Origin of the sequence: Desulfocurvibacter africanus subsp. africanus DSM 2603, from assembly GCF_000422545.1 — a bacterium.
Classification (GTDB): domain Bacteria; phylum Desulfobacterota; class Desulfovibrionia; order Desulfovibrionales; family Desulfovibrionaceae; genus Desulfocurvibacter; species Desulfocurvibacter africanus.
Genome location: NZ_KE383873.1, coordinates 144,438 through 169,071 on the forward strand (window position 1 = coordinate 144,438; position 24,634 = coordinate 169,071).

Below are 24,634 nucleotides of genomic sequence, written 5' to 3' on the forward strand. Positions count from 1 at the left end.
CGAGCGATCTGAATGACGAGGCGGCCGTTATTCCGGGGGCGCTTCCTGCTCTTCCGCCGCTTGGCGGGCCAGCGGCTTGTAGGAGATGCTCACCACACCTCTGGCCTGGGTCGGCATGAATACCGCGGCCATGCCTACATCGGGCCAATCCCAAGTCAGGGCTTCGCCTGGCCGCGGCGGCCCGTAGCGTCCCACCAGCCTGGTCACGACTCTGTCGTAGGCTTCCTGCGAGCCCAGCCACAGCGAAACTCCGGCCAGCTTGTCATCATAGAGCGTGAGCAGCACGTCCTGCAGAGGTTCGCCCTCAAAGCTTGTTTCGCCGGTCGGGCGGCGTTGTTCGAAGGGACCGACGCTCGGCTGAAGCTCCATGCCGCTCAGACTTGCAAGGGGCCGGCCCCAGGGCGTTCCGCCGAAACCGTCGGGCGGCACGAACAATTCCACAGGCATTGCGTCACTGGAGGATTGTCCGACCCAGACGGGCTGCGCGGACTCGCTAGGTTCCGGCGCCGCAATCTGCTCCCGCTCCGGTGAGGGCTCGGCCCTTGCTGTGGGCTCCGGATCGGGTGCGGGCTCGGGCCTTGGAGACGGTGCAACGCTGACAGTGGGCCTAGCCGAGCGTGTCCTGGTTGCAGGGGATGCAGGCTCATCCGGGCCGCTCAGAGGGAATGCGAAGAACGCCAGGAGCATGGCGCTGAAAGCGCCGAGCAACACCATGCCGATGGCGGTGAGCCCCAGCGTGCGCCAGCCGTCGGCCTTGGGTTTGCGCGTTTTTGATTTTTTGGGGCCTTTGGGGGAAGCCTTGCCTCCCGAGGACTTGGTTTCCCGCTCTGACTTGGCCCGCGGGCGCGGGGTTTTCAGGGCGCCCACGCTATTCGTCCTTGGAAGGTTTGCCGCGCAGGGGCGGCCGCACATGGGCCAGCACGCGCGCCTCGGCCTCGGCGGCCTCGGGCGTGATGATCTCGGCCAACCGGCCGCGCTCCACATACAGGATGGCCCCGGCCGGGCAGGTCTCGGCGCAGGCTGGGCCAAGGCCCACGGCCCGGCGAGTGATGCACATGTCGCACTTGGTCACGGCCACGCCCGTTCCGGTCAGCAGCATGGCCGAGTAAGGGCAGGCGACGACGCAGTTGCGCGTCTCGCAGCCCCGGCAGAGCATCTGCTGCAGGATGACCGCGCCTTGAGCGTCCTTGGTCAGGGCCCCGCGCGGGCAGGCGTTGGCGCACTTGGGGTTGTCGCAGTGACGGCAGTAGAGCGGAGCGGCAATGCCTTCGATAGTGCAGGTCATCTGGATGCGCGGCCGCTCATAGACGAAACGGCAGACCGCCTCGCAGGTTTCGCAGCCGATGCATACGGAATAGTCGATGTACAGCGTCCTGCATTCGTCGGCCATGGCCGCGGAGAGTCCGCAGGGCGCGGCGTGGGTCTTGCTCATGGCTGCCTCTCGCCATTGTCGGCTTGGTCGTTGGCTTGGCCGTTCCTGTGCATCAGGTCCGCGCTGAACTCCGCCTCGCGGCCGCCGGCCTTGAGGTCAAGCCAGTTGGCCAAGGCGCGCGCGGCGCGCAGTCCGCTGTACACGGCCTTGCCGATCTTGCTTGGGCCGGTCAGGGCGTCTCCGGCCACGAACACGTTGGGGATGCGCGTCATGTGCAGCCAGCGCACGTCGCCCTTTTTCACGTCTTCCAGACCAAGTTCCTTGGGGAAGGGCGGAGTGGGCACCTCGCCGATGGCCGCCACGACCATGTCGCAAGGAATGACTTCTGTCGTGCCCTTTTCGGGCACGGGACAGCGTCGGCCGTGCTCGTCAGGGTCTCCCAGGCGGCACTGCAGGATTTCCAGGCCTTCCGCGCGCTGTGCGCCGAGCACGCGCACGGGCGTGGCCAGTTGGCGCCACTCGGCTCCCAGCGAACGCGCCTTGTCGATCTCGAAAGCCCCGCAGGGCGCTTCGCGCACCGTCCGGCGGTAGAGCAGGGTGACCTTGGACGCACCGAGCTTGAGGGCGCTCTGCACCACGTCGATGGCCGAGTGGCCCGCGCCGACCACGGCCAGGGTCTTGCCGGCCACGTCCGGGATCTTGACACCCGGCGCGCCGAAACGCGCAGCGCGAATGGGGAAAAGGAATTCCAGCCCCGATAGCACGCCGGGCAGGTTCTCGCCCGGAATATTCATACGCCGCGAGCGCCAGGAGCCCGTGCAGACCATGACCGCATCGTGCTTGTCCACCAGTTCGCCCAGGCTGCGCATGTCGGCCGAGAAGTGGTCGCCGGCCTCCTCGTGCAGGGGCGCGCTACAGCAGACTTTGGTGCGCAGGTTGAAATTCACGCCGAACTGGCGCTCAAGCCTGCGCACGCCGGCCTCGATGCGCTCGGCGGGCAGACGGAAGCTGGGGATGCCGAAGACCATGAGCCCGCCGGCCCTGGGCAGCTTGTCATAGACGTCCACCTGGTAGCCCAGGCAGGCCAGATAGCCTGCGGCGAACAGGCCGGACGGCCCGGCGCCGAGGATAGCCACGCTCCGGCCGTTGGGCGGCGCTGGTTCGGATCTGAGAAAGGCGAAATTGAGTGGAGTAGTCATGCTCCCTCGTCCGCGTCGCGGGGACGCTCCGGGAAGCCGTCGGGCGTTCCGGGCTGAAGTGATGGTCAAGCCCTGGCTGTCGTCGGCATGACGACAGCCAGGGTCTGAAATCCTACACTAGTTGGCCCTAGGCGGACAAGGCCTTGGTTACTGCGGACAGCACGGCTTCGACCGTGAAGCCGAAGTGCGGGAAGAGCACGCCTCCGGGAGCGGACTCGCCGAAGCGATCCATGCCCACGACCACGGGCGCGTAGGCATGCCAGGACGCGCTTACGCCCGCCTCCAGGGCCACGCGTGCGCGCACCTTGGTCGGCAGCACCAACTCGCGATACTCGGCGGGTTGGCGCTCGAACAGATCCACGCAGGGCATGGACACCACGCGCGCCTTGCGTCCTTGATCTGCCAGGGCCTTGGCCGTGTCCACTGCCAGTCCTACCTCGGAGCCCGTGGCCACCAGGATGACCTCGGGCGTGCCCTGGCAGTCCTGGAGGATGTAGCCGCCGCGAGCAATGGCGCTTACGGTCAGGCCATCGCGACCCTGGTGCGGCAGGTCCTGGCGCGAGAGAATCATGGCGCTGGGGCCGTCGCGGCGCTCCAGGGCCAGTTTCCAGGCCACCGTCGCCTCCACGGCGTCGCAGGGCCTCCACACGTCCAGGTCCGGGATGAGCCGCAGGGAGGCCGTGTGCTCCACGGGCTGGTGCGTGGGGCCGTCCTCGCCCACGCCTATGGAGTCGTGGGTCAGTACGAAGATGGTGCGCGTTTTCATGAGCGCGGCCAAGCGGATGGCGTTGCGCATGTAGTCCGAGAAGACCAGGAACGTGCCGCCGTAGGGGATGAAGCCGCCGTGCAGGGACATGCCGTTCTGCAGCGCGGCCATGGCGAACTCGCGCACGCCGCAGTGCAGGTAGTTGCCCGTGAAGTCGAAATCCTGGCCGCCCTTGGCGTTTATTGCCCTGGAGCTGGCATGGAAGGTGCCGTTGGAGGGCGTGAGGTCGGCCGATGCGCCGAACAGCTCGGGCAGCAGCGCACCGAAGCCGTCCAGGGCCTTCTTGGAGGACACGCGCGTGGCCAGCTTCTCGGCCTTGGCCACTGTGCCCGCAACGAGTTCCTCGGCCTTGAGGTCGAAGTTCACGGGCAGGTCGCCGTCCATGCGCCGCACGAACTCGGAGGCCAGTTCAGGGTACTTGGCCTCGTAGGCCTTGAACATGGCCGCCCAGGCGGACTCCAACTGCGAACCTTTCTTCTTTGCGTCCCAGCCGGCGTAGATGTCCTGAGGAACCTCGAAGGGTGGGTGCTTCCAGCCCAGGAATTCGCGGGACGCGGCGATTTCCTTCTCGCCCAGCGGCGAGCCGTGGCAGCCCGACGTGCCGCAGACAGTGGGCGCGCCGAAGCCGATGATCGTCTTGCAGCACACCAGCGAGGGCTTGTCGGTCACGGCGCGGGCCTGATCCAGGGCCTTGCGCACGGCCTCGGCGTCGTGCCCGTCCACGCCGCGCACCACATGCCAGCCGTAAGCCTCGAAGCGCGCGGGCGTGTCGTCGGCGAACCAGCCACCCAGGCGGCCGTCGATGGAGATCCCGTTGTCATCGTAGACCGCGATGAGCTTGCCGAGCCCCAGCGTGCCGGCCAGGGAGCAGGTCTCGTGCGACAAGCCTTCCATCATGCAGCCGTCGCCCATGAATACGTAGGTGTAGTGGTCCACGACAGGGAAGCCGTCGCGGTTGAAGGTCGCGGCGAGCATGCGCTCTGCCATGGCCATGCCCACGGCCATGGCGATGCCCTGGCCCAAGGGGCCGGAGGTGGACTCCACGCCGGGCGTCACGCCCCGCTCCGGGTGGCCGGGCGTGCGGGAGCCGAGTTGGCGGAAGCGCTTGAGGTCTTCCATGGTCAAATCGTAGCCCGACAGGTGCAGCAGGGCGTACAGGAGCATGGACCCGTGGCCGTTGGAGAAGACGAAACGGTCGCGGTCGTGCCAGCTCGGATTGGCCGGGTTGTGGCGCAGAAAATCGTTCCACAGAACTTCGGCAATATCGGCCATGCCCAGCGGCGCGCCGGGATGGCCGGATTTGGCTTTCTGTATGGCGTCCATGGACAAGGCGCGGATGGCGTTGGCCAGTTCTCTACGGGTCGGCATGCGGGGAATCCTCCAATCGTGTCGTGCCGTGGTTGCCGCAGGCATGGCGGCCAGGCCGTGTCGTTTACGGTCGGATACGGCGTGCGGCGAATTCGGCGGGGGTCAGGCCGGGCCTTTGTAGCCGGGGAGACGGAGTTTGTCGAGAATTTGCAAGGAAGAGACTTGGTCCAAATTCAGAGCAAGCTCGGAGGGATTGCGCAGCTCAAGGCGAGGGCTTATTAAAGTCAGATAGTCAATCGCGCGGCTCTGCCGTGACTTGGAGAACCCATGAAGCTCCGCCGGGTCCTGACCCTGGCTATCATACTCCTTCTCGGCCTCGCCTCGTCCGCCTTGGGCAAGGATGGCGAACGGCTCACGCACGATGGCCTGCAAGATCTGCTGGCCCAGGCCAAGGGGAATATCGTGGTCGTGAACTATTGGGCCAGTTGGTGTGGTCCCTGCCTGACCGAAATGCCCATGCTCAAGGCCATGCGTGCGGCCTATCCATCCCATGAGCTGACCCTGTTCGGCGTGTCCTTCGACTACGATTCCAAGGCTCACGACCGGGCCAGGGAACGCCTGTCTCTAACCTTCCCAAGTTATTTGGCGCAAGAAGACCTCATGCACACCCTGGGCATCACCTCGGTGCCGCGCACGGATTTCTATGACAGCCGACGCAGGCTGGTGCGCAGCCACGAAGGTCTAATTTCTCCCGCGGAGTTTCGCACCATCGTCGCGGAGATAACCAGCGGAGAGCAGTAGGCGGGATCGCCCCAAGTTGTCACAAAGACCGCCATCCAGCGTAATTCGTCACATTTCCTCCACGCGTTCTAAACATTTCCGGATTCAAATCTGCTATGCTTGCTTCACAGCACGCCGGCTCCGGCAGTCGGTAGCGAGGGGTATGGCATGAACGACCATGGCCAGGCCGAACGCCTGCCGAAGGAAACCATTTACCATCACCAAGTCAGCCCTGCGGGCGCGGCTTTGGAGGTGGACCGCTTCAGCCTCTGGTACGGAAACAAGCAGGCGCTTTTCGACAACAGCCTGGATATCCAGCAAGGACTGGTCACGGCGCTCATCGGTCCCTCGGGCTGCGGCAAGTCCACGCTCATTCGGGCCATGAACCGCATGAACGATCTCGTCAAAGGCGTGCGCGTGCGCGGGGAGATCCGCCTGGCGGGTCGGAAAGTGTACGACCCGGGCGTGGACGTGACCGATCTGCGCAGGCGCATGGGCATGGTTTTCCAGAAGCCCAATCCTTTTCCGCGTTCCATCCTGTCCAACGTGACCTACCCCCTGGAGCTCACGGAGCATCCTGGGAAACCGGCGCTGCTTGAGGCGGCAGAGCATGCGCTGCGGGACGCCGGCTTGTGGAATGAGGTCAAGGACCGGCTCGGCGCCGACGCCCTGAGTCTGTCAGGCGGTCAACAGCAGCGTCTGTGCATCGCCAGGGCCATCGTGACCAAGCCCGAGATCCTGCTCATGGACGAGCCCTGTTCGGCCCTGGACCCCAGGGCCACAGCCGCGGTAGAAGACCTCATAGGTGCCCTGCGCGGCAGGTATACGGTGATCATCGTGACCCACAACATGCAGCAGGCCGCGCGCGTTTCGGACAATGCGGCCTTCATGTACCTGGGCAGGATCGTTGAGCACGGACGCACTGACGTCGTGTTCGTCCGACCCAAGGCAAGCCTGACCCAGGATTACATTACCGGCAGGTTCGGATAGGAGATTCTGTCATGCCAGATAAGATGAGCAGTGGAGAGCGCAAGGGGCACACGGTCAAGGAGTTCGATCGGGAACTGGAAAAGCTTTCGAACACGGTCCTGGCCATGGGCCGCAAGGTCGGCGAGCAGCTTGGCCTGGCGGTCAAGGCCGTCAAGGAACGGGACGCTGCCGCCGCTGCCGCCGCGCGGGCCATGGATGACGAGGTTGACGACCTGGAAGACCGCATCGACGAGGACATGCTCCGGCTGCTGGCTCTGCGCAACCCCATGGCTCTGGATCTGCGCACGGTCATCGTCGCAGGCAAGATCGCCACTGACTTGGAGCGAATCGGTGATTACTGCGCCAATCTGGCCAGGATGACCCAGCGTCTCGCCAGCAGGGATCTGGACATCTTCCGCTCGCATCTAACGCTAATGGCCGACGAGGTCGGGGGCATGCTGGCTCAGATCATGGAAGCCGTCGCGCGGGAAGATGTCGAACTGGCCCTGGGCGTCTGGCATCGCGATAAGGCCGTGAATACTTTGTACAAGGAATTTATTGCCCTGCTTACCCAGCACATATGCGAGGACCATAAACTGAACGATTCCCTGTCGCGGCTGCTGAACGCGGCGCGCGGCTTGGAGCGCATGGGCGACCACATCACCAACATCGCCGAGCACGTCTATTTTCAGGTCCACGGCGCCAAGTACCGGGAAAAGTCATAGCCGGGGTTTGCCAGCAGGGCCGCCTGCGGCTACAAGAATTGCGGTAGGCTCGCTGAGTCTTTTCGCGGACCGGCCGCTGTGGCCAGGGGCGGCGGATAAGACCCGATGCCGCAGGATGGCCGACGCGTGGAAGCCAGGATCAATCTTCAGATCGAAGCCCAGCCCGACGACTCCACCTGTGGCCCCACCAGCCTGCAGGCCGTGTATGATTACTATGGTGACGACATCGGCCTGGAACGGGTCATCCGGGAGGTCCCCCGCTTGGAAAACGGCGGCACCCTGGCGGTCCTGCTCGGTTGCCACGCCCTGGAGCGCGGCTACCGGGCTGTGTCATACACCTATGATCTGCGCGTTTTTGATCCGACCTGGTTCATGCTGGGCAAGGACCTGCTCCTGGAGAAGCTGGCCATGCAGCTCACCTACAAGCAGAGCCCGCGCATGGCCGAGGCCACCGATGCCTACCAGCGCTATCTGCGACTGGGCGGCCAGATACGCTACCAGGATCTGCACGGCGGCCTGCTGCGCAAATACCTCAAGCGCGGAATACCGGTGCTGGCCGGTCTGTCCTCCACCTATCTGTACGGCTCGGCCCGCGAACTCGATTTCGGCGACCGTCTGGTGCACGACGATGTGCGCGGCGAACCCTCGGGCCACTTCGTGGTCCTGTCCGGCTACGACATCAAGGGACGCAGCGTGACCGTGGCCGACCCGCTCAGCCCCAATCCCATGGGCCAGAGCCAATTCTACGAGGTGGGCATAAGCCACCTCATCAACGCCATCATGCTCGGCATAGTCACCTATGACGCCAACCTGCTGGTCATTCTCCCTCGCGAGGACAGCAAGCTCCGGGAGCCCGACGGCCGCTCGCGAACTCCGTTACGGCGCAAGACGGATATTGCGCCGGTGAGTGACAGGACGCCGCAGGAGCAGTCTTCGCCTCGCATTCGCCGGGAGCAGGCGCTCATCCAGGCGAGTCAGGCAGACCGGGTGAACCAAGCCGGTGGAAAAAAGAAGAAACGCACCTCCGGCAAAGTCCGGTCGCGAGGCAGCGGCGGAGGGGGCGGCAAGACCTAGAGTCGCCTGCGCGAGAGCGGGAAGGCTTTCCTGCCCAGACCCTGCCCACGGGTCGTTTCCGGACGCGGGCCCCGGATTCGCGCAGCTCCTGCAGGTGCCATAAAGAGGAGGGAATTTGTCGAATCTTGTGGTCATCGAGAATCCCGAGGAGTGCCCGCTACACTTCGATGGAGTGGATACGGTCTCCGCCAGGACTTACCTGACCGGCAAGGAGTGTAGTCGGCGCGGGGCTTTCAAGGTCTTTAATCTCTGCCGTTCCTACCGCTACCAGTCCATGGGCTATTATGTCTCCCTGTTGGCCGAGGCCCGCGGGCACAAGGCCTTCCCTTCCATCCTGACCATCCAGGACATGAAGTCCTCGGGGCTCATCCGCCTGACCTCCGACGAACTGGAGGAGAGCATCAACAAGGCCCTGAGCGGGCTGGACCAGCAATGCAAGCCCTGCTTCAACATCTACTTCGGCAAGTCGCCCGGCGGCCTGCACGCGTCCATGGCCATGGACCTATACCGGCGTTATCCCACGCCGTTCCTGCAGGCGGTCTTCTCCTGGGACAAGGGCTGGCGGTTGCAGAACATCTCGCCCCTGGCCGTGCGTGAGATACCCGAAGGCGAGCGGGCTTTCGCCGAGGAAACAGCCAACACCTTTTTCGCGGCCAAGCGCCATGTTCTGCCCAAGAAGCATGTCTCGCGCTTCGACTTGGCCATTCTGCACAATCCCGAGGAAAAGATACCGCCCTCCAACGAACGGGCCCTGCAACGCTTCATCAAGGCCGCCGCCGGACTGGGCATCGCGGCCGAGCTCATCACGCGCGACGACGCCGACCGCATCTTCGAGTTCGACGCCCTGTTCATCCGCGAGACCACGAGCGTGGACCACCACACCTACCGCATCGCTCGCAAGGCCGCCTCGGAGGGACTGGTGGTCATCGACGATCCCGTGTCCATCCTGCGCTGCACCAACAAGGTCTACCTGGCCGAGGTGCTGCGCCAGAACAGCGTACCCGCGCCAAAGACGCTCATCGTGCACAGCCGCAACATCGATGAGGCCCTGCATGAGTTCGCTTTCCCGGTCATCCTTAAGCAGCCCGACAGCTCCTTCTCCCAAGGCGTGAGCATGGCCCGCGACGAGAAGGAGTTCCTGGCCATGCTCAAGCGGCTGCTGGACAAGTCCGACCTGGTCATCGCGCAGGAGTTCCTGCCTTCGGAATTCGACTGGCGCATTGGCGTGCTGGACCGCCAGCCGCTCTACGCCTGCAAGTATTTCATGGCCGGAAGCCACTGGCAGATCATCCAGCGCGACGGCGCGGGCCAGATCAAGGAAGGCAGAGTGGAGACCGTGCCCGTGGAGTTCGTGCCCCAGCAGGTGCTTAAAACCGCCCTGCGCGCGGCCAATCTCATGGGCGACGGCCTGTACGGCGTGGACCTCAAGCAGAAGGGCAAGCAAGCCTACGTCATCGAGGTCAACGACAATCCGAGCATCGAACAAGGCTTCGAGGACAACGTGCTTAAGGAGGAGTTGTACGACCGTATCATGCGCGTGTTCCTCGCGCGCATCCAGGCCGGCAAAAAGGGGAATTGGCTGCTATGAGCACGCTGCGACTGTTCGAGGCCTACGGCATCGAGATCGAGCACATGATCGTGGACAGGCAAAGCCTGGATCTGCGGCCCGTGGCCGATCGGCTGCTGGAGGCCGAGGCCGGTGTGCGGACGGCCGATGTGGAGCGCGAGGACATGGCCTGGTCCAACGAACTGGTGCTGCACGTCATCGAATTCAAGACCAATGGCCCGGCTTCCAGCCTGCATGGCTTGGCCCGCAAGTTCCACGCCGAGACACTGCGCGCGGGCGAACTGCTTGCGCCCCTGGGCTGCCGTCTCATGCCCACGGGCGCGCACCCCTGGATGGACCCGCAGACCGAGACGCGCCTGTGGCCCCACGAGTGCGGCGTCATCTACCAGACCTATGACCGCATCTTTTCCTGCAAGGGCCATGGCTGGTCCAACCTGCAGAGCATGCACATCAATTTGCCTTTTGCCGACGACGAGGAGTTCGCCCGGCTGCACGCGGCCATCCGTCTGCTGATGCCGCTCATGCCGGCCCTCACGGCCAGCACGCCCGTGCTGGACGGCCGGGCCACGGGCTTCCTGGATACGCGCATGGACTACTACGCGCGCAACTCGGCCCGCGTGCCCAGTGTGACCGGCCTCGTGGTTCCCGAGCAGGTCGCCAGCCGCGAGGAGTACGATCGGATCATCATGCAGCCCATGTTCGCGGACATGGCGCCCTTGGACCCGGAAGGCGTGTTGCGCGAGGAGTTCCTGAACGCGCGCGGATCCATCGCCCGCTTCGGCCGGGGCTCCATCGAGATCCGGGTGCTCGACGCCCAGGAGTGCCCACAGGCCGACCTGGCTGCGGCAGGGCTTATCTGCGCCGCGCTGGAGGCCTTGTGCGACGGCCGGCGGGGTGACCTGGACGCACAGGCCAGGCTGTCCACCGAGTCCTTGGCCGCAATCCTGGCCCGCGTCACGCGCGAAGCCGATACGGCAAGCGTGGAGGATGCAAACTATTTGCAGGTCCTCGGCTTTCCAGGCGAGCCTGGCGCGCGGGCCGGCGAGGTTTGGTCCTGGCTGGCGGAAACCTGCCTGCCGGCGGCCTTGCGCGACCAGGACTGGGAAGAGCCGCTGGCGGTCATGCTCGGCCAGGGATGCCTGGCCCGGCGCATCCTCGACGCCTTGGGGCCGGATTTCGGACGCGGCCGCTTGTTGGAAGTCTATGCCGAATTGTGCGACTGTCTGGAAGGTGGCAGACCCTTTAGGCCCTAAAGCTGCTTGCGCGAGAGATGGAAAGGGTGTTGCCTGCTCGCGGCTCCGCGACTGTTCATTGGCGGATGGTCAAAGCCGCAACGCGGAGGGCGGCGTCGGAGGAGGCTTGACGAAAGGAGCGACAATACGCCTGCCGATGGCAGCGCGACGGACCGCCGGCCCTGGCTCGGCTCGGCAATGGCGCAGACGCTTGCGCAGCCGGGCCTTTTCCTGGCGCGCGGCTGTGGCGGCTCGGAGCGTTCGGACAGACATCGCCTGCGTCGTGACCTGCGAGCACGGCGGCAACCGTGTGCCACCCGAGCATGCGCATCGATTTGTGGGTCTGGGCGACGAGTTGGCCGGCCATCGGGGCTGGGATCTCGGCGCGCTGGAGGCGGCCGGAGATCTGGCCCTTGCACTGGAAGCGGAAATGGTCGCCGCCACAATCACCAGGCTGCTGGTGGACCTGAATCGCTCATCCGGACATCCGCGCCTGTTTTCCGAGGCCACACGCGGCTTGCCGCCTCAGGAGCGCGAGGAAATTTTGTGCCGCTATTACTATCCCCATCGGAATCGGGTGCGCGGCATCGTGGCCGGAGAACTGTCTGCCGGCAGGCGCGTGCTGCACATTGCCGTGCATAGCTTCACGCCCGTGCTGTCCGGCGTGGAGCGCCGTGTCGACGTAGGGTTGCTTTATGATCCCTCGCGCGAGGCCGAGGCCCGATTTTGTCGCCTGTGGCAGGAGGCTCTGCACGAGCGCGACCCGGTCCTGAGCGTGCGGCGCAATCACCCGTACAAGGGCGTGTCCGACGGTCTGACCACGAGCCTGCGCCAGGAGTTCGGCCTGCGCTACATGGGCGTGGAGCTGGAGATCAATCAGAAGTTCGTGGCCATGGACACCACTTCCGGCAGCGGGGCATGGAAGCGCCTGTGCGGGACGCTGACCCGCTCGGCCCAGATGGCCCTGGAGCGGCTGGCGCAAGGCTGATTTGGTGTGCAGGGAAATGATTCCCCTGGACCCCCCATTTCAAAAGCAAAAGGCTCTAGGCCCAAATCAGGGGCGGGCGGAGCGGAAGGGGATATGCACGCGGAAAATCGCTCCCTTGCCCGCTTCGCTTTCGACCTCGACACGTCCGCCATGTCCCGTGACAATGGTTTGGCAGATAGCCAACCCGAGCCCCATGCCCTCGCCGGGGGCCTTGGTCGAGAAGAACGGGTCGAATATCCTGGGCAGGATGTCGGCCGGGATGCCGTGGCCGGTGTCGGCCACGGCGATTTCCAGGCTGTTATCCAGAATGCGGGCGGAAATATCGAGTCTGCCTTCCCCGGTTGCCGTGGCGTTCATGGCATCCAGGGCGTTTTCCACGAGGACGTACAGGACGTCCTCCAGGTCGGCGGGCGGCCAGAGCAGCGGGGGGATGCCAGCCGGTATTTCCACCGCCGCCTGCACTCCCAGTGCCCCGATCCTTTCGGCAAAGCCGTCGAGAACCTTGCCGAGCGTCGCCGCGAGGTCGTTCTCGCGAATCCTTGCGTCGCGCTGCCCGCAATACTTCAGGAGCTTCAGGGTCAGCTCCTTGCAACGCTGTCCATGCACGATGATGCGTTCGGCCGAGTCCTTCAACTCCCCATATTCGGGGCAAGTTCCGGATACCTCGGCAAGAAGGTCGAGCATCCACCCGGCCGAAGTGACCATGACGTTCACCGGGTTGTTCAGCTCATGGGCCACCCCGCGGGCGAGCCCGCCCAGCGTGGCGAGCCTGGCCGTCTCGCGCAGGCGGCGGCTTTCGATGGTTTGCTCTCGCCGCCGACCGGCCAGGCGGATGGCTTCCGCAAGGGTTTCGATATCCACGGGCTTCAGCAGGTAGTCGGCCGCCCCCCGTTTCATACCCTCCACGGCCGTGCGCACATCCGCCTGGCCCGTAAGCATCAGCACCTCCGCCAGGGAGGAGCGCTCCTTAATGGCGTCCAGAACATCCAGCCCGCTTTGTCCGGGCAGGTTCACGTCCAGGACGACCACCCGCACATCATCCGAAAGCCGCGCCAGAGCCGTCTCCCCGTCGTAGGCCGTATCGGCCTCGATGCCGCGCGCTTCCAGTCTGACGGCCAGCGCGTCCACAAAGGCCGCTTCGTCATCGACGAGCAACACAGACCTGCTCATGACGGACGGCCTCCCTAGCGCTACTTCTGCTTGTTTTCCTTGAGGATATCATCAGCGCCTTCGAAATCGCCGGCCTGGGCGAAGGTCGCCGCGACCATGGCGTCCTCGATGCGCTCACGGTAGGCCTTCTTCACCGTGCCAAGGAGCTCGTCGATATCGATGGGCTTCTTGTGATAGTGGAAGGCTCCGAGCCGCTTGGCCTCTTCCTCGTCCAGAGTCGTGCCGTGGCCGGTGAGGATGATGATCTGGACCTGGGGATGGGTCTTGCGCACCTTGCGCAGGACTTCCATGCCGTCGATGCCGGGCATGCGCAGGTCGAGCACCATGACATCCGGGGTCTCGGTCTTCACGGCTTCCAGGGCCTGTTCGCCGTTGTAGACCACCTTGGAGGGCACGTCGCGCATCTTCATGCGCTCGGACAGGGTGTTGACGAAGTTCTCCTCGTCGTCCACCAGCAGAAGCTTGATCTTCTTCAGGGGCATGTTCGCTCTCCTTGTTTGATATCCACGTCGGGTATGCCGATCCGTTCCATTGCTCGGATAATGCCGTAAATCAGGTGGAGCTTCCCTCGGGGGGGAACACCAGCGCCAAGCCGTTTCCTGTGGGCTCCAGGCGGACGACCAGCCCGCAAAGGGCCATCTCCCTGGCTGCCAGGTCGAGCCCGGCCGAATCCGTTTCGAAGCGCACCACGGGCCCCGCGGAGCCCTTTTCGATCGTGATCTCGACTTCGGTTTCCTTGAGCGTGGCCAGGAGAGTTTCCATGGCCTCGTATATGGCCATCATGGCCCAGAGCTGACCCAGGCCAGCCAAGATCCTCGCTTGCGGCTTGCGCAGCATGAACCGGACCCGGCGCTTGCGGGACAAACGCTCCGCAAGGCACAGGGTCGCACTGGCGGCCTCCCACAGGTCGCATTGCGCTTGCGGGCCGTGCTCCGGGGCATGCCCGAGAGTATTCAAGGCTTCGGAGAGGGCCATGCCGCGATCCACCTGCTGGCCGATAGTGGCTATGATGGACTTGAATTTATCATGGTGCACGAACTCCGTTTTCATGCCGAGGCCGAAAAGGCTCTTGCGGGCTCCCGCGCCCATGAGGTCGTCCATGAGGCCCGACGACTGGTGGATCGTCGCCAGGACATTGAGCAACTCGTGGGAGACCGAGGCGATGAGCGCCCCCATGAAAACGTCTTCACGCATGTAGCCTACTCCATATTGCGCGCCTGGAGCGCGACGTTATAGGCCTCTTCCATCTTTTCGACGAGAGCTTCGATGTCCAGGGGCTTGATCATGTAGTCGAAGGCCCCGAGGCGCATGCCTTCGATACCGTCGCGCGTGGCGCCCTGGCCCGTAAGCAGGATGACCTGCACCTCGGGGTGCTTGGCCTTGACGTGCCGGAGCACTTCGAGGCCCTTCATGCCTGGCATGATCACGTCGAGCACAATGATGTTCGGGGTGTCGATCTCCACGGCCTCCAAGGCCTGATCGCCATTGTAGGCCACGCGCGCCGCGATTCCTCGCAGTTCCAGCCGCTCGGCCAAGGTCGAGACGAACTGCTGCTCGTCATCCACCAGTAAGACCTTCCAAGGTGATCTATCCATTAACTCCTCTCTTCCAACTTGCCCTGCTTGGGCAAGAGCACCGTGAACGTTGTACCCTGGCCCGGAGTGCTCCTGACGTCGATATCGCCGCCCAGGCGCTTGACGATGCCATAGGTGATCGACAGGCCCAGGCCAGTGCCTCTGCCTTTCTTCGTCGTGAAGAATGGCTCGAAAATGTGCTCCAAGGTTTCTTTAGGCATGCCGCAGCCGTTATCCTCGATGGATACCAAAACGTTTTGGCCGCTGTCTTTGCTGGAAATTTGAATTCGCCCTTTGTCGCTCACCGCTGCCAATGCATTGTTGAGGATATTCAGGAAAACCTGCTGCAGCTGTCCGCGGTCCGAGGGTATTGTCGACAGGTTAGGATCAAGGTCGAGAATGATCTCGACGTCGCGCGACTCGGCCTCCTTGCGCAGGAAACTGAGAGTTTCGGCGAGAACCTCGTTTATGCTGAGGAATTCGATGGCGAGTTCCATGCGCCGGGCAAAGCCGAGCATATTATGGGTGATGTCCCGGCAACGCTTCACCGCGGCGAGAATGGAATCCGCCAAGCGGGAGTAGCGCTCCTTTTCGGGTCCGTCGGCCTGCCGGTTCAGAAGGTCCTTGAGCAGGCCGGCTTGCTCGTTGATGATCGCCAGCGGGTTGTTCACTTCGTGGGCCAAGCCGGCGGCCAGCCGGCCGATGGACGAGAGGCGCTGGTTGTGCTCGACTTCACGGAAGGCGAACTCCCGGCGCTCGTCGCTTTCCTTGAGGTGCTGCACGAGACCTTTGGTAAGGCGGTTGGCCACCAAGAAGATGAGGATCGTGCCGACCACGAAGATCAGGATGAAATCGCCTCTGACCGCGGACCATGTCTGCAGTGCTCCTACGCGCGACTTGACGGCCATGAGCACTAAGTTCACGTCCGAGAAGTAGGTGTAGGCCATATAGACGTCCCGGCCCGCCGGGTCGGTGGTATCCACGAGATTGATCTCGTAGCTCTGCGGCGGCAGCGTAAACGGCGCTTGCTTCAGGACGTCTCCGTAGTAGCGCGAATTGGTCTGCAGCACGCCCTTCTTGTTGAGCAGAAAAGCGTCCGAATCGGACTCGAGGCCCATGGCGGCGATGATCTTGTCGAACTGGCTCGTGTCGAGGGTAGTCCTGACGATCCAGAAGCGTCCGTCGTCGCCCAAGCGGCGTACGGCGATGACAATATGCGGAAAGCGCCTGAAGCCCATGAACACGTCGGAAATATAGATGCCTTTGACCTGGACCAGTTGGAACCAGGCTTCGTTGGAGTAATCGACTCCCTGGAGCGCGTAGGGCCCGGTATAGGAGACCTGGACGCCATCATCGCCGATCAGCCCGAGATCGACGAAGCCTTCGGACGTCGATGAGAGCACCTTGAATATGCGTCGCAAGGTGGTCTCGTCAGCAAGGTCCTCGAAGCCGTAGGCCTGGGCAATGAAGCTCACCTTCGAGGCTCGCTCGGCGAGGTACAGCTCGATGGTGTTCTTGGTCTTGTAGAGCAGCGCGCGCAGCGGGCTCTGAACCTCACGGCTCAGGGCGGCCTGGAACTCCAGGTAATTGATTGCCCCCATGGCGATGAGCGGGACAATGGCCACGAGAGCCATGATGACCACGAACTTGCGGCGCAATACCTTGTAGCGCCTGGGCGCGACGTCCCTGGGGCCATGAAGGTCCGGAGGTGGGGAGGTCTTGATGCCCAACGGGGCGGCAGCCTTATCCATGGACATCCTTGCGGGCGAAGAGCACGTCGCCGGATTTGGCTTCTCCACGCGTGAATCGCGCGAGCACTTCCTCGAAGGGGCCGGCTACGAAATCAAGTACATCGATGCGCTTCCAGCGCAGGTAGTGGTAATATTCCTCCTCGATGGCTCCGCAGATGACGTGAGTGATGCGCTCACGCAGAACATGATCGCATATCTCGTCCGCCGAGGGCTGGGCCAACAGGAGAATCTTCCGCTCCAAGGGCTGCCCGTCCCCGCTGAACGCGACGACGAGAATCTCCCCGGCGCGGTCGAAGCGTGGGTGGACTTCCTCGCGGAATATGGGAATCAGGACTCGCTTTTCGCGCATGCTCTCTCCCGGCCCCGGCTACTTGCCGCCTTTCCCGGCTGTATGGCCCCGACCGCTCTTGTGCGGGTGCGAGATATCGCCTCGCTGCTTGTGGTGATCGCGGCGTTCGGCGCGGTTGGATGAAAGCACGTGGCTTGGAAGCTCATCCGAGCCAATGCTCTCTGCGCTGGCGATCATGACCGAGAACTCTACGATATTCTTAAGCTCTCGGACGTTGCCTGGGAAGGGGTATGCGGCCAGGATGCGCCGAGCTTCGGGCGAGAAGCCCCGCACAACCTTCTTGAGGCGTGAGGCGAAGAGGTCGAGGAAATGCGCCAGGAGAAAATCCATATCCTCGCCGCGCTCGCGCAACGGCGGCAGGTGAATGCGGGCAACGCCCAGCCGATGATACAGGTCCTCGCGCAGGGCCTTGGCCCGCAGCAGCTCCTCGGGGTCGCGGTTGGTCGATATGATGAGCCGGACATCCACTTTTTGCCCGGAGGTAGAGCCTGCCGGATGAATGACGCCCTCATCGAGGAAACGCACCAGCCTGGCCTGCTGCGTTAATGGGAGATCACCGACTTCCGCGATGTAGAGCGTACCGGTGTGCGCGAGTTGGAATTTGCCCTGCAATTCGGTTTTTCCGGCCTGGCCGAACAGCTCGCTTTCCAGGACATGCTCGGGCAGGGGGCCGCAGGTGGCGGTTATGAAGGGGCCGCGGGAACGCGGCGAGGCCCGGTGAATGGCCAGGGCCACGAGGTCCTTGCCGGTGCCGGTCTCGCCTGTGACGAGCGTGGGCACGCTCGTTTCCGCCACGGCTTGGACGAGGCGTTTGATGCCTTCCATGCTCGCGCTGCGCGAGAGGATCTCGCCTCCAGCCAGCACGTTGCGGGTGCGCTCCTCAATCTCTTTGAGGGCGCTCAGGTCCTCCACCACCAACAAACGGCGCGTGTCGCCTCCCTCCGCGCCGGAAACCCGCAGGGACTTAACACGCACCGGCAGCTTGCGGCGGTAGCGGTCGATGAGGTCGGTGACCATCTCGCTGCCCTGGGGCGTGTCGCGCAGGGGTAGCCCCAGGTGGAGCACGTGACGGGCCGGCAGGCCGGCGGCCTCGTCACAGCGGTACCCCGTCAGGAGCTCAAGGCTCCTGTTAAGGAAGAGAACGATCTCTTGCCCATCAATGACCGCCAATCCCATAGGCAGCTCGTCGAACATTTCGGCGAGGTCGAGCCTGCATGGGTCGATTCCGGTCAGCCTGCGCAACGGTCCCTTCACAATGCCTCCTGCACCGGCCCACTAGGCTAGTGCGCCCCGCCGCCTACGATACCAGAGGCAGCAAACGCCAGGATCAGGATCTCGGCAATAGCGATTCCAAAGTAGAGGAAGTCCTTCTTCTTGGCATAGGCGATCGCGAGCGGGATGAAGCAAACGAGGGTCATGCCCGCCAGGATGGCGATGCCCAGGAAGTTAATGAAATCCCCATGGGTTATCAGGGTCAGCCAGCCCCAACCGTTCGGGACGTTGCCTTCGCGCAGGTAGGTTCCCACCGACTGGGACCATAGCTCGATTACCTTTGGGATAGGCAGGTAGAGGTCAAGCAGGCCAAAAACGTAGATGGCGTAGGTCACGGCCATGAGCGCCAGGGAGCCCCAGCATCCGTAGAAGAGCAGGTTGGCGTAGGTGATCTGTTCCGGCGATGCCTTGGTTGAGTCTGCCATGACTGTCTCTCTTCCCTTGGTATCTATGTTTTTCTTGATGGTGGTCATGTCTTCGCTCCTTGCTGTTCTAGATCCCGAGTCCCTTCAAAAGCGCCTTGCCGCCGGCGAAGAAGAGCACACCGATGACCAGGTAGCGGATCATCTTCGGCTTGGCCACGGCCAGGATGCGCACTCCCGTGAAGGAGCCGAGCATGAGGCCGACAATGGACGGAATGGCCATGAGCGGGATGACGCAGCCTTGGTTCAGGTAGACCCAGGCCGCGGAGGTGTCGGTGATGGACAGCAGGAATTTGGAGGTGCCCACGGCGACCTTGAGCGGAGCGCCCATGAGTATGTTGAGCACCGGGACGTTGGCCCAGCCGGCGCCCAGGCCGAACATGCCGGCCATGATGCCGATGATGATGAACATCAGCAGGCCCGGCAGGGTGCGGTGCGTCTTCCAATCGATGTTCTCGCCGGTGGAAGCGTCGAAGTACACGCCGTTGAGTCCCAGGGCCGCGCCTACGGCGTCCTGCTTGGTGACCACCGGGCGGATAACGTTCTTGGAGGTCAGCAGGAGCACGGCGATGAACAGGATTGTCGTGCCCAGGGCGATTTGCACGATATTGGTGGGCAGGGCCAGACCAATCATGGCGCCGACGATGGCGCAGCTGGAAGCGATGAGCGCCACGGGCAGGGCCAGACGCAGGCTGGCCAGGTTGCGCTTGAGCAGACCGGGGCCGGCGGCCAGGGCGCCGGCCAGGGCCACGAGCAGGCCCGCGCCGCGCACGAAGTCGAGATGGAAGGGGAAGAAGCCGCTCACCAGGGGCACGTAGAGCACGCCTCCACCCACGCCGGCGAGCACGGCGATAACACCCAGGCCGAAACAGAAAAACAGGAGAATGGCAGGCCATTGCCACCATGGCCCGCCTTCGGGGGCGCCGGCGGCCACGGCCGCATTGGAAATGGCCTGCTGGCCTTCAGGCATCGAGGCGAAAGCCACGAAAGCCAGGACGAGGACCAGGCCGGCCGCTGCTGCCATGAAGATCATGAGCTTCTTGGCTGAGGGTGGGGATACGCGCATCTTGATCAATACTCCTTGCCGTTGAATTTCGTTCACGCGCCTTGAGCGTCAGAACGGCAAAACCCTGCCGCTCATGCGCTCACCAAGTCCGTCTCCGCCGATCGCAAGCGGTCGGAAACACCAAGCGCTTGCGCCATTTTGTCTCGTAAGGAACAAGATGCGTGCCATCGTGAAAATCCGCACATACCGGGTGTTGACGTAAATATCCGGCGAGGCTATAGGCAAATGTATGCCGCCTTGCGGCAAGTTTTTGCCGCAAGGCGGAAAAGGCTAGGCGCGTGCTGATTAACTACGACTTTGCCCGGTTCAAATTGCAACGCTAAAACGCACCTGCTGCCAAGGCTCTTTTAGCTCGATTTGGAAAAATATGCTGATAAGAAAGATACTTGAAGATTCTTCAGGCGATCAGTCGGATCTCTCCGATAGCGGCAATTTTTTGCCAAGCGATGAGATGGAAGATGTCATGGATCTGTCCGGCGGGCGTATCGCCTTTCTGTTTCGCTCGCCGTCCATGCGCGCTCTGCGGAGCATCGCCGCCCAGGTCGCCGGTTCCGACGCGCCCGTGCTCATTTATGGTGAATCAGGAACGGGCAAGGAACTGTTCGCTCGCTTCATTCACGAGTTGTCCGGTCGCAAGGAGCGGCCTTTCGTCCCGGTGAACTGTGGCGTGCTCAAGGGCGAGCTTTTTGCCGACAAGTTTTTCGGTCACGAAGCCGGGGCCTATACCGGCGCCAACCGGCCGAAAAAGGGAAGCTTCGAACTTGCCGAGGACGGCACGCTCTTCCTGGACGAAGTCGGTGAGATTCCAGCCACCAATCAGGTGGACTTCCTGCGCGTGCTGGAGGAGAAGCGCTTCAAACGCCTGGGCGGGGAGCGGGACATACCTTTCGGCGCGCGCATCGTGGCGGCAACCAACCGCTTCCTTCCGGATATGCTCCGCGAGGGGCACTTTCGGGCTGACCTTTACTATCGGCTCAACGTAGTGCCCATTGAGCTGCCGCCATTGCGCGAGCGGCGCGAGGATGTCGGCCTGTTGGCCGAGCATTTCCTGGAATTTTTTGGCCACCGCTACCACAAGAAAGATCTCGCGCTGGCCCCGGACACGCGCAAGGTTCTCGAACACTACTCCTGGCCGGGCAATGTCCGCGAACTCAAGAACCTTATCGAGCGGCTCGTGCTCCTGACCCAGGGCGGTACAATCCATCCACGGAACCTGCCCCTGCATATGGAGATGGAAGTCGCCTGCGTTCCGGAGCCGAATGCGCCGGCCTGTCTAACCCTCGACGCCGCGGTCAAGGAGGCCGAAATCCGCGCCATTCACCGCGCCTACCGCGCGGCCAACGGCAATAAAGCCCGGACCGCCGAAATCCTCCAAATCAGCCCGCGAACCTTGCGCTATAAGCTGGCCCTTTACGGCTTGCGCTTATATTCTCACCTGGGCTGATGCAACTAGGCAGCCGGGGCTTTGTTACTGCAACCTCTTCCTCCTGACTCTCGGGCCACAATCTTTCTCAACCGCAAGTGAGCGAGCCCGCCAGGGACAGCTTCCCGGGATTACGCGCCTAGGAACGCGCAATCCCGGGGTAGCTCTGGTTTAAAGTTCGGCGCATGCGTTAAGCTATTCGAGTCCTGCACTAGCGCGGTCATGAACGCGAGTAACCTCGATCAAAGGAGGATATGAGCACCACTGTCTATTTAATGTTGGATAGATCCTCTCGTTTGGCTGTGCTAGTTGGCAAAAAATATAAGCGGGTACTTCCCTAGCAGAGTGTTTTGTGTTATGTGCTAGGGCATAGAACTGAACGAGTAGATGCCTGTCTTGGCATAAAGCCTATCGTATCGTGGATTATTACCCGCAGGAGCCATCGTGCACTCTGTCAAGCCTTGCCCTGTCTGCAGTTCCACGAATATTGACGCTTGCTCGAATCAGATCATCTGTAGGGCCTGCCTGTTCGTCACTTCGCCGGAATATTGGGATCGCTTGCCCCGGTGGATCGATATTCTGAAATCTTCGCTGCCCGTGCGCAAGAGGAAGGGGCGAGAGAAGGAATTATTACCGCTGTGACTTGTACCGGGTTCTGTCATTGTGCCGGCTGCAAGTTGCAACTTTCAACCCGCCCAGTACGGCTTCGATGTTGTTTCAACGCGTGTTGTACTGATTCGAAGCCGCAATTTCTTTCCTAGTTTATTTCCCTTTCCTCCCGAAATACAGATTGGCCAGGGCCAGGCAGGACGTGCCCACGATAAGCAGGAGCGAGACGGCATTGATCATGGGCGTGCTGCCGTCGCGCACCTGGAGATAGAGGGTCACGGGCAGGGTGGGCTCTGAGCCCACCAGGAAAATTGTCGTGTTGAAATTCTCGAAGCTCATAAGGAAGGCTACTGCCGCCGCTCCGATGATGGACGGGCGCAGGTAGCGCAAGGTGATGTGCCGGATGACCTGGAAGCGGTTGGCTCCCAGGTTCAGGGCCGCTTCTTCCAGGGAACGGTCGAACTTGCGCAGCCGAGCGGAGACCACCAGGGTCACGAAGGTGGTGATGAACGAGAATTGGCCCATGACCACCAGCCAAAAGCTGGGGCGGAACAGGGCGAAATCCCACTCCATGGACTCCTCCAGAAAAACACCGGCGGTGTTGGCGGTCAACAGAAGGGATATGCCCAGGATGACGCCGGGGATGACCAGTGGCGCGAGCATGAGGAAGTACAGCAGCTCCTTGAAGCGAAACTGTTCCTCTTCGAATAGCAGGCTGGCGCAGGTGCCCACGGCCACGCTGAAGATGGAAACGAAGAAGGCGGTCTTGAAGCTGGTCCACAAGGCGCGCAGGGTTTGAGAATCGTGGAAAATTCCCACGCGCGCGGGTCCGGCGGACAGAAACCAGTCCAGGCTGAAGCCGTTCCACGGCAGGGACGGGAAGTTCGAGTCGTTGAAAGCCAGTACGCAGGTGACCACCAGCGGCGCGAACAGGAAGATGAAATAGAGGATGATGAAGGCCTGGAAGGCCCAATCGTAGCCTCTGGAAGTGGGCAGCGAGCGGATCACGAGGCCACCTCCCCAAGCTTTTGGCGCGTGAGCTTGAGCCCCAGCCAGATCATGAGCGAGCTGAGCAGCAGGAGCAGGAAGCCGAAGGCCGCGCCCTGGTTCCAGTTGAAGCTGGCGATGAATTGGTTGTAAATCTGCTCCGTGAACCACAGGGAGTTCTTGCCGCCCATGAGGTTGGGCGTCAGGTAGTTGCCCAAGGTGAGCATGAAGACAATGATGGAGCCCGAGACCAGGCCCGGCTTGCAATGTGGGATGATGATGGTTCGCCAGATGGCCCGCTTGTGCGCGCCCAGGTCGTGGGCCGCCTCGATCAGGCTGTCGTCAAGGCTGTCCATGACCGACACGAGCGGCACGACCATGAACAGCATGGACGTGTAAACCAGGCCCATGATCATGCTGGCGTCGTTGTAGAGCATTTCCACGGGCTTGTGCACAAGGCCGAGTGCGAGCATGAAATGGTTGAGCACGCCTGATTCGCGCAACAGTATCATCCAGCCGTACACGCGCACCAACTCGCTGACCCAGAAGGGCAGGAGCAGCAGGACCAGCAGCGCGCCCCTGGCCCGCTGCCTGGCCAGCTTTGTGATGTAGAAGGCCACGGGCATTGCCAGCATTGCGGTGATGGCCGTGGTAATGACGGCGTAGAGCGCCGTGCGCGCGAAGGTCAGCCAGTAGACGGGCTCGCTGAAGAAGTTGGCGTAATTGGCCAAGGTCCAGGCCGGTTCGCCCAAGTCGTTCTCGCCCCGGAAGCTCATGAGCAGCAGGTCGATATGCGGCAGCACGATGAGCAGCACGAGCCACAGCAGCACGGGCGTCAGCAGCAGCCACAGGCCCAGGCGGGAGCGCATCAAAGCGTCCTTTCCGCCGTTTCGTCGGCGGTCTTTCCGGCCGGGAAGCACACGCCGGACTCGGGATGCCAGCCCACGGTGATCTCCTGTCCCGGCCTTATGTGATCGAACCTGCGGTTCTGCGGCAGGCACACCAGCAATTCGTGATTCCTGGGCGTGGCCGTGAGCAGGCGGCTGTTGGCCCCATCGAAGAGAACGGCTTTGACCGTGACCTTGAACAGGTTCAGGCCGCTCGTTTCGCGCGGCTCGATGAGCATGGCCTCGGGCCGCAGAAAAAGCTGCACGCGCGTGTCAGCCGGACAATCGCCCAGCAAACGGGCACGGAAGACAAGCCCTTCGTCCGTGCGCACGCTGACTCCGTCGGTCCGGCTTTCGACCACCTGGCCCGCCCACAGGTTGTTCTCGCCCACGAACTGGGCCACGAAGGGCGTGCGAGGATCGCCGTACAGTTCCTGGGGCGTGCCCACCTGCTCGAAGTGTCCCTGGTTCATGACCGCCACGCGGTCGGACATGACCAGAGCTTCTGACTGGTCGTGGGTGATGTAGATGAACGTCGTGCCCACCTTGGCTTGCAGCTTCTTGAGCTCCACCTTCATCTGTTCGCGCAGCTTGAGGTCCAGTGCGCCCAACGGCTCGTCAAGCAGCAGCACCAAGGGTTCCAGCACCAGGCAGCGGGCGATGGCCACGCGCTGCTTCTGGCCGCCCGAAAGCTGGTTGATCTTTTTGGTCCCGAAGCCTGGCAGGCCTACGCGCTCCAGCATGGCCTCGGTGCGGCGCCTGATGTCGGAGCCGTTCACGCCCCGGCGCTTGAGGCCGAAGGCGATGTTCTCGGCCACGTCCATCATGGGGAATAGGGCCAGATGCTGGAAGACGAGGTTCACGGGCCGCCGGTTTGGCGGCACCCCGCGCATGTCCTGGCCGCGGATGGCGATGGTTCCCTCGCTCGGCTCATCGAAGCCGGCCAGCATGCGCAGGAGTGTGGTCTTGCCGCAGCCCGAGGGGCCGAGGATAGAGAAAAAAAATCCCGTGGGCACATCGAAGCTGATGTTGTCCACGGCTGTGAACGTGCCGAACCGTTTGCTCAGGTTGAGCACGGAGAGGTCATTGCTCATGGCTTCCCGTCGGATTTCTGCTTGCAGGCACGGAGCGGCGCGGACGCCGC

General features: G+C 62.9%; 24 protein-coding genes. 8 read left to right on the plus strand and 16 right to left on the minus strand.

Going from position 1 to position 24,634, the window contains the following annotated elements; translation table 11 throughout:
• Window positions 1–27: 27 nt before the first annotated feature.
• From H585_RS0118370 to tkt, 4 genes are all read right to left on the minus strand, one after another.
• The gene (locus H585_RS0118370; RefSeq protein ID WP_027368900.1) at window positions 28–867 is read right to left on the minus strand and encodes a hypothetical protein; all 840 of its coding nucleotides are present in this window, start codon (window positions 865–867) and stop codon (window positions 28–30) included.
• A gap of 1 nt (window position 868) precedes the next feature.
• Window positions 869–1,432: a 4Fe-4S dicluster domain-containing protein gene (locus H585_RS0118375; protein WP_034628468.1), complete on the minus strand. Its 564-nt coding sequence runs from the start codon at window positions 1,430–1,432 to the stop codon at window positions 869–871.
• Complete coding sequence (locus H585_RS0118380) at window positions 1,429–2,571, minus strand: FAD-dependent oxidoreductase (protein ID WP_014260476.1); 1,143 nt, start codon at window positions 2,569–2,571, stop codon at window positions 1,429–1,431. Before H585_RS0118380 ends, H585_RS0118375 begins: the two co-directional genes overlap by 4 nt.
• A 127-nt stretch (window positions 2,572–2,698) precedes the next feature.
• Window positions 2,699–4,705 (minus strand): transketolase, encoded by a 2,007-nt coding sequence (gene tkt / locus H585_RS0118385; RefSeq protein WP_027368902.1) that lies wholly within the window; start codon window positions 4,703–4,705, stop codon window positions 2,699–2,701.
• 267 nt (window positions 4,706–4,972) lie between these two features.
• On the opposite strand from tkt, the gene H585_RS0118395 reads away from it, so the two are divergent.
• The 7 genes from H585_RS0118395 to H585_RS0118425 all read left to right on the plus strand — a co-directional run bounded on the left by H585_RS0118395 (window position 4,973) and on the right by H585_RS0118425 (window position 11,980).
• On the plus strand, window positions 4,973–5,446 hold the full coding sequence (locus H585_RS0118395; protein ID WP_027368903.1) for a TlpA family protein disulfide reductase: 474 nt from the start codon (window positions 4,973–4,975) through the stop codon (window positions 5,444–5,446).
• A gap of 147 nt (window positions 5,447–5,593) precedes the next feature.
• The gene (gene pstB, locus H585_RS0118400) at window positions 5,594–6,415 is read left to right on the plus strand and encodes a phosphate ABC transporter ATP-binding protein PstB (RefSeq protein WP_027368904.1); all 822 of its coding nucleotides are present in this window, start codon (window positions 5,594–5,596) and stop codon (window positions 6,413–6,415) included.
• A gap of 11 nt (window positions 6,416–6,426) precedes the next feature.
• Window positions 6,427–7,119 carry a phosphate signaling complex protein PhoU gene (phoU, locus tag H585_RS0118405; RefSeq protein WP_034628470.1) on the plus strand — a complete coding sequence of 231 codons (693 nt, stop codon included), beginning with the start codon at window positions 6,427–6,429 and terminating at the stop codon, window positions 7,117–7,119.
• 105 nt (window positions 7,120–7,224) lie between these two features.
• Window positions 7,225–8,193: a C39 family peptidase gene (locus H585_RS21750; RefSeq protein WP_244432632.1), complete on the plus strand. Its 969-nt coding sequence runs from the start codon at window positions 7,225–7,227 to the stop codon at window positions 8,191–8,193.
• A 115-nt stretch (window positions 8,194–8,308) separates the two neighbouring features.
• Window positions 8,309–9,781 (plus strand): RimK family protein, encoded by a 1,473-nt coding sequence (locus H585_RS0118415; protein ID WP_027368906.1) that lies wholly within the window; start codon window positions 8,309–8,311, stop codon window positions 9,779–9,781.
• Window positions 9,778–11,013 (plus strand): carboxylate-amine ligase, encoded by a 1,236-nt coding sequence (locus H585_RS0118420; RefSeq protein WP_027368907.1) that lies wholly within the window; start codon window positions 9,778–9,780, stop codon window positions 11,011–11,013. The genes H585_RS0118415 and H585_RS0118420 overlap by 4 nt, the downstream gene beginning before the upstream one ends.
• 190 nt (window positions 11,014–11,203) lie before the next feature.
• Window positions 11,204–11,980 carry an N-formylglutamate amidohydrolase gene (locus H585_RS0118425; RefSeq protein ID WP_244432634.1) on the plus strand — a complete coding sequence of 259 codons (777 nt, stop codon included), beginning with the start codon at window positions 11,204–11,206 and terminating at the stop codon, window positions 11,978–11,980.
• Between the two features lie 66 nt (window positions 11,981–12,046).
• On the opposite strand, the gene H585_RS0118430 is transcribed toward H585_RS0118425, so the two are convergent.
• The 9 genes from H585_RS0118430 to H585_RS0118470 form a co-directional block, all read right to left on the minus strand.
• Window positions 12,047–13,150, minus strand: a complete 1,104-nt coding sequence (locus tag H585_RS0118430; protein WP_027368909.1) for a sensor histidine kinase — start codon at window positions 13,148–13,150, stop codon at window positions 12,047–12,049.
• Window positions 13,151–13,170: 20 nt separating this feature from the next.
• Window positions 13,171–13,632, minus strand: coding sequence for a response regulator (locus tag H585_RS0118435; RefSeq protein ID WP_102046966.1), 462 nt, complete (start codon window positions 13,630–13,632; stop codon window positions 13,171–13,173).
• A 70-nt stretch (window positions 13,633–13,702) separates the two neighbouring features.
• Window positions 13,703–14,344 carry a hypothetical protein gene (locus H585_RS0118440; RefSeq protein ID WP_027368911.1) on the minus strand — a complete coding sequence of 214 codons (642 nt, stop codon included), beginning with the start codon at window positions 14,342–14,344 and terminating at the stop codon, window positions 13,703–13,705.
• 5 nt (window positions 14,345–14,349) lie between these two features.
• On the minus strand, window positions 14,350–14,745 hold the full coding sequence (locus H585_RS0118445) for a response regulator (RefSeq protein WP_027368912.1): 396 nt from the start codon (window positions 14,743–14,745) through the stop codon (window positions 14,350–14,352).
• A complete protein-coding gene (locus H585_RS0118450; RefSeq protein WP_034628473.1) occupies window positions 14,745–16,475 on the minus strand; it encodes a sensor histidine kinase in 1,731 nt (576 codons plus the stop codon). Before H585_RS0118450 ends, H585_RS0118445 begins: the two co-directional genes overlap by 1 nt.
• Window positions 16,468–16,824, minus strand: coding sequence for a hypothetical protein (locus H585_RS0118455; protein ID WP_027368914.1), 357 nt, complete (start codon window positions 16,822–16,824; stop codon window positions 16,468–16,470). Before H585_RS0118455 ends, H585_RS0118450 begins: the two co-directional genes overlap by 8 nt.
• A gap of 18 nt (window positions 16,825–16,842) precedes the next feature.
• Window positions 16,843–18,078 (minus strand): sigma 54-interacting transcriptional regulator, encoded by a 1,236-nt coding sequence (locus tag H585_RS0118460; protein ID WP_027368915.1) that lies wholly within the window; start codon window positions 18,076–18,078, stop codon window positions 16,843–16,845.
• 26 nt (window positions 18,079–18,104) lie between these two features.
• On the minus strand, window positions 18,105–18,569 hold the full coding sequence (locus tag H585_RS0118465) for a hypothetical protein (RefSeq protein WP_014260492.1): 465 nt from the start codon (window positions 18,567–18,569) through the stop codon (window positions 18,105–18,107).
• A gap of 19 nt (window positions 18,570–18,588) precedes the next feature.
• Entirely contained in the window at window positions 18,589–19,584 is a 996-nt protein-coding gene (locus H585_RS0118470) for a sulfite exporter TauE/SafE family protein (RefSeq protein ID WP_014260493.1), read from the minus strand.
• A 463-nt stretch (window positions 19,585–20,047) separates the two neighbouring features.
• On the opposite strand from H585_RS0118470, the gene H585_RS0118475 reads away from it, so the two are divergent.
• Window positions 20,048–21,028: a sigma-54 interaction domain-containing protein gene (locus tag H585_RS0118475; RefSeq protein ID WP_237707584.1), complete on the plus strand. Its 981-nt coding sequence runs from the start codon at window positions 20,048–20,050 to the stop codon at window positions 21,026–21,028.
• Window positions 21,029–21,769: 741 nt separating this feature from the next.
• On the opposite strand, the gene H585_RS0118480 is transcribed toward H585_RS0118475, so the two are convergent.
• Genes H585_RS0118480 through H585_RS0118490 form a run of 3 tightly spaced genes read right to left on the minus strand, consistent with a single transcriptional unit; the run spans window position 21,770 to window position 24,584 of the window.
• On the minus strand, window positions 21,770–22,624 hold the full coding sequence (locus tag H585_RS0118480) for an ABC transporter permease (protein WP_027368918.1): 855 nt from the start codon (window positions 22,622–22,624) through the stop codon (window positions 21,770–21,772).
• Window positions 22,621–23,472, minus strand: coding sequence for an ABC transporter permease (locus H585_RS0118485; protein ID WP_014260496.1), 852 nt, complete (start codon window positions 23,470–23,472; stop codon window positions 22,621–22,623). The genes H585_RS0118480 and H585_RS0118485 overlap by 4 nt, the downstream gene beginning before the upstream one ends.
• On the minus strand, window positions 23,472–24,584 hold the full coding sequence (locus H585_RS0118490; RefSeq protein ID WP_027368919.1) for an ABC transporter ATP-binding protein: 1,113 nt from the start codon (window positions 24,582–24,584) through the stop codon (window positions 23,472–23,474). Before H585_RS0118490 ends, H585_RS0118485 begins: the two co-directional genes overlap by 1 nt.
• Window positions 24,585–24,634 lie beyond the last annotated feature (50 nt).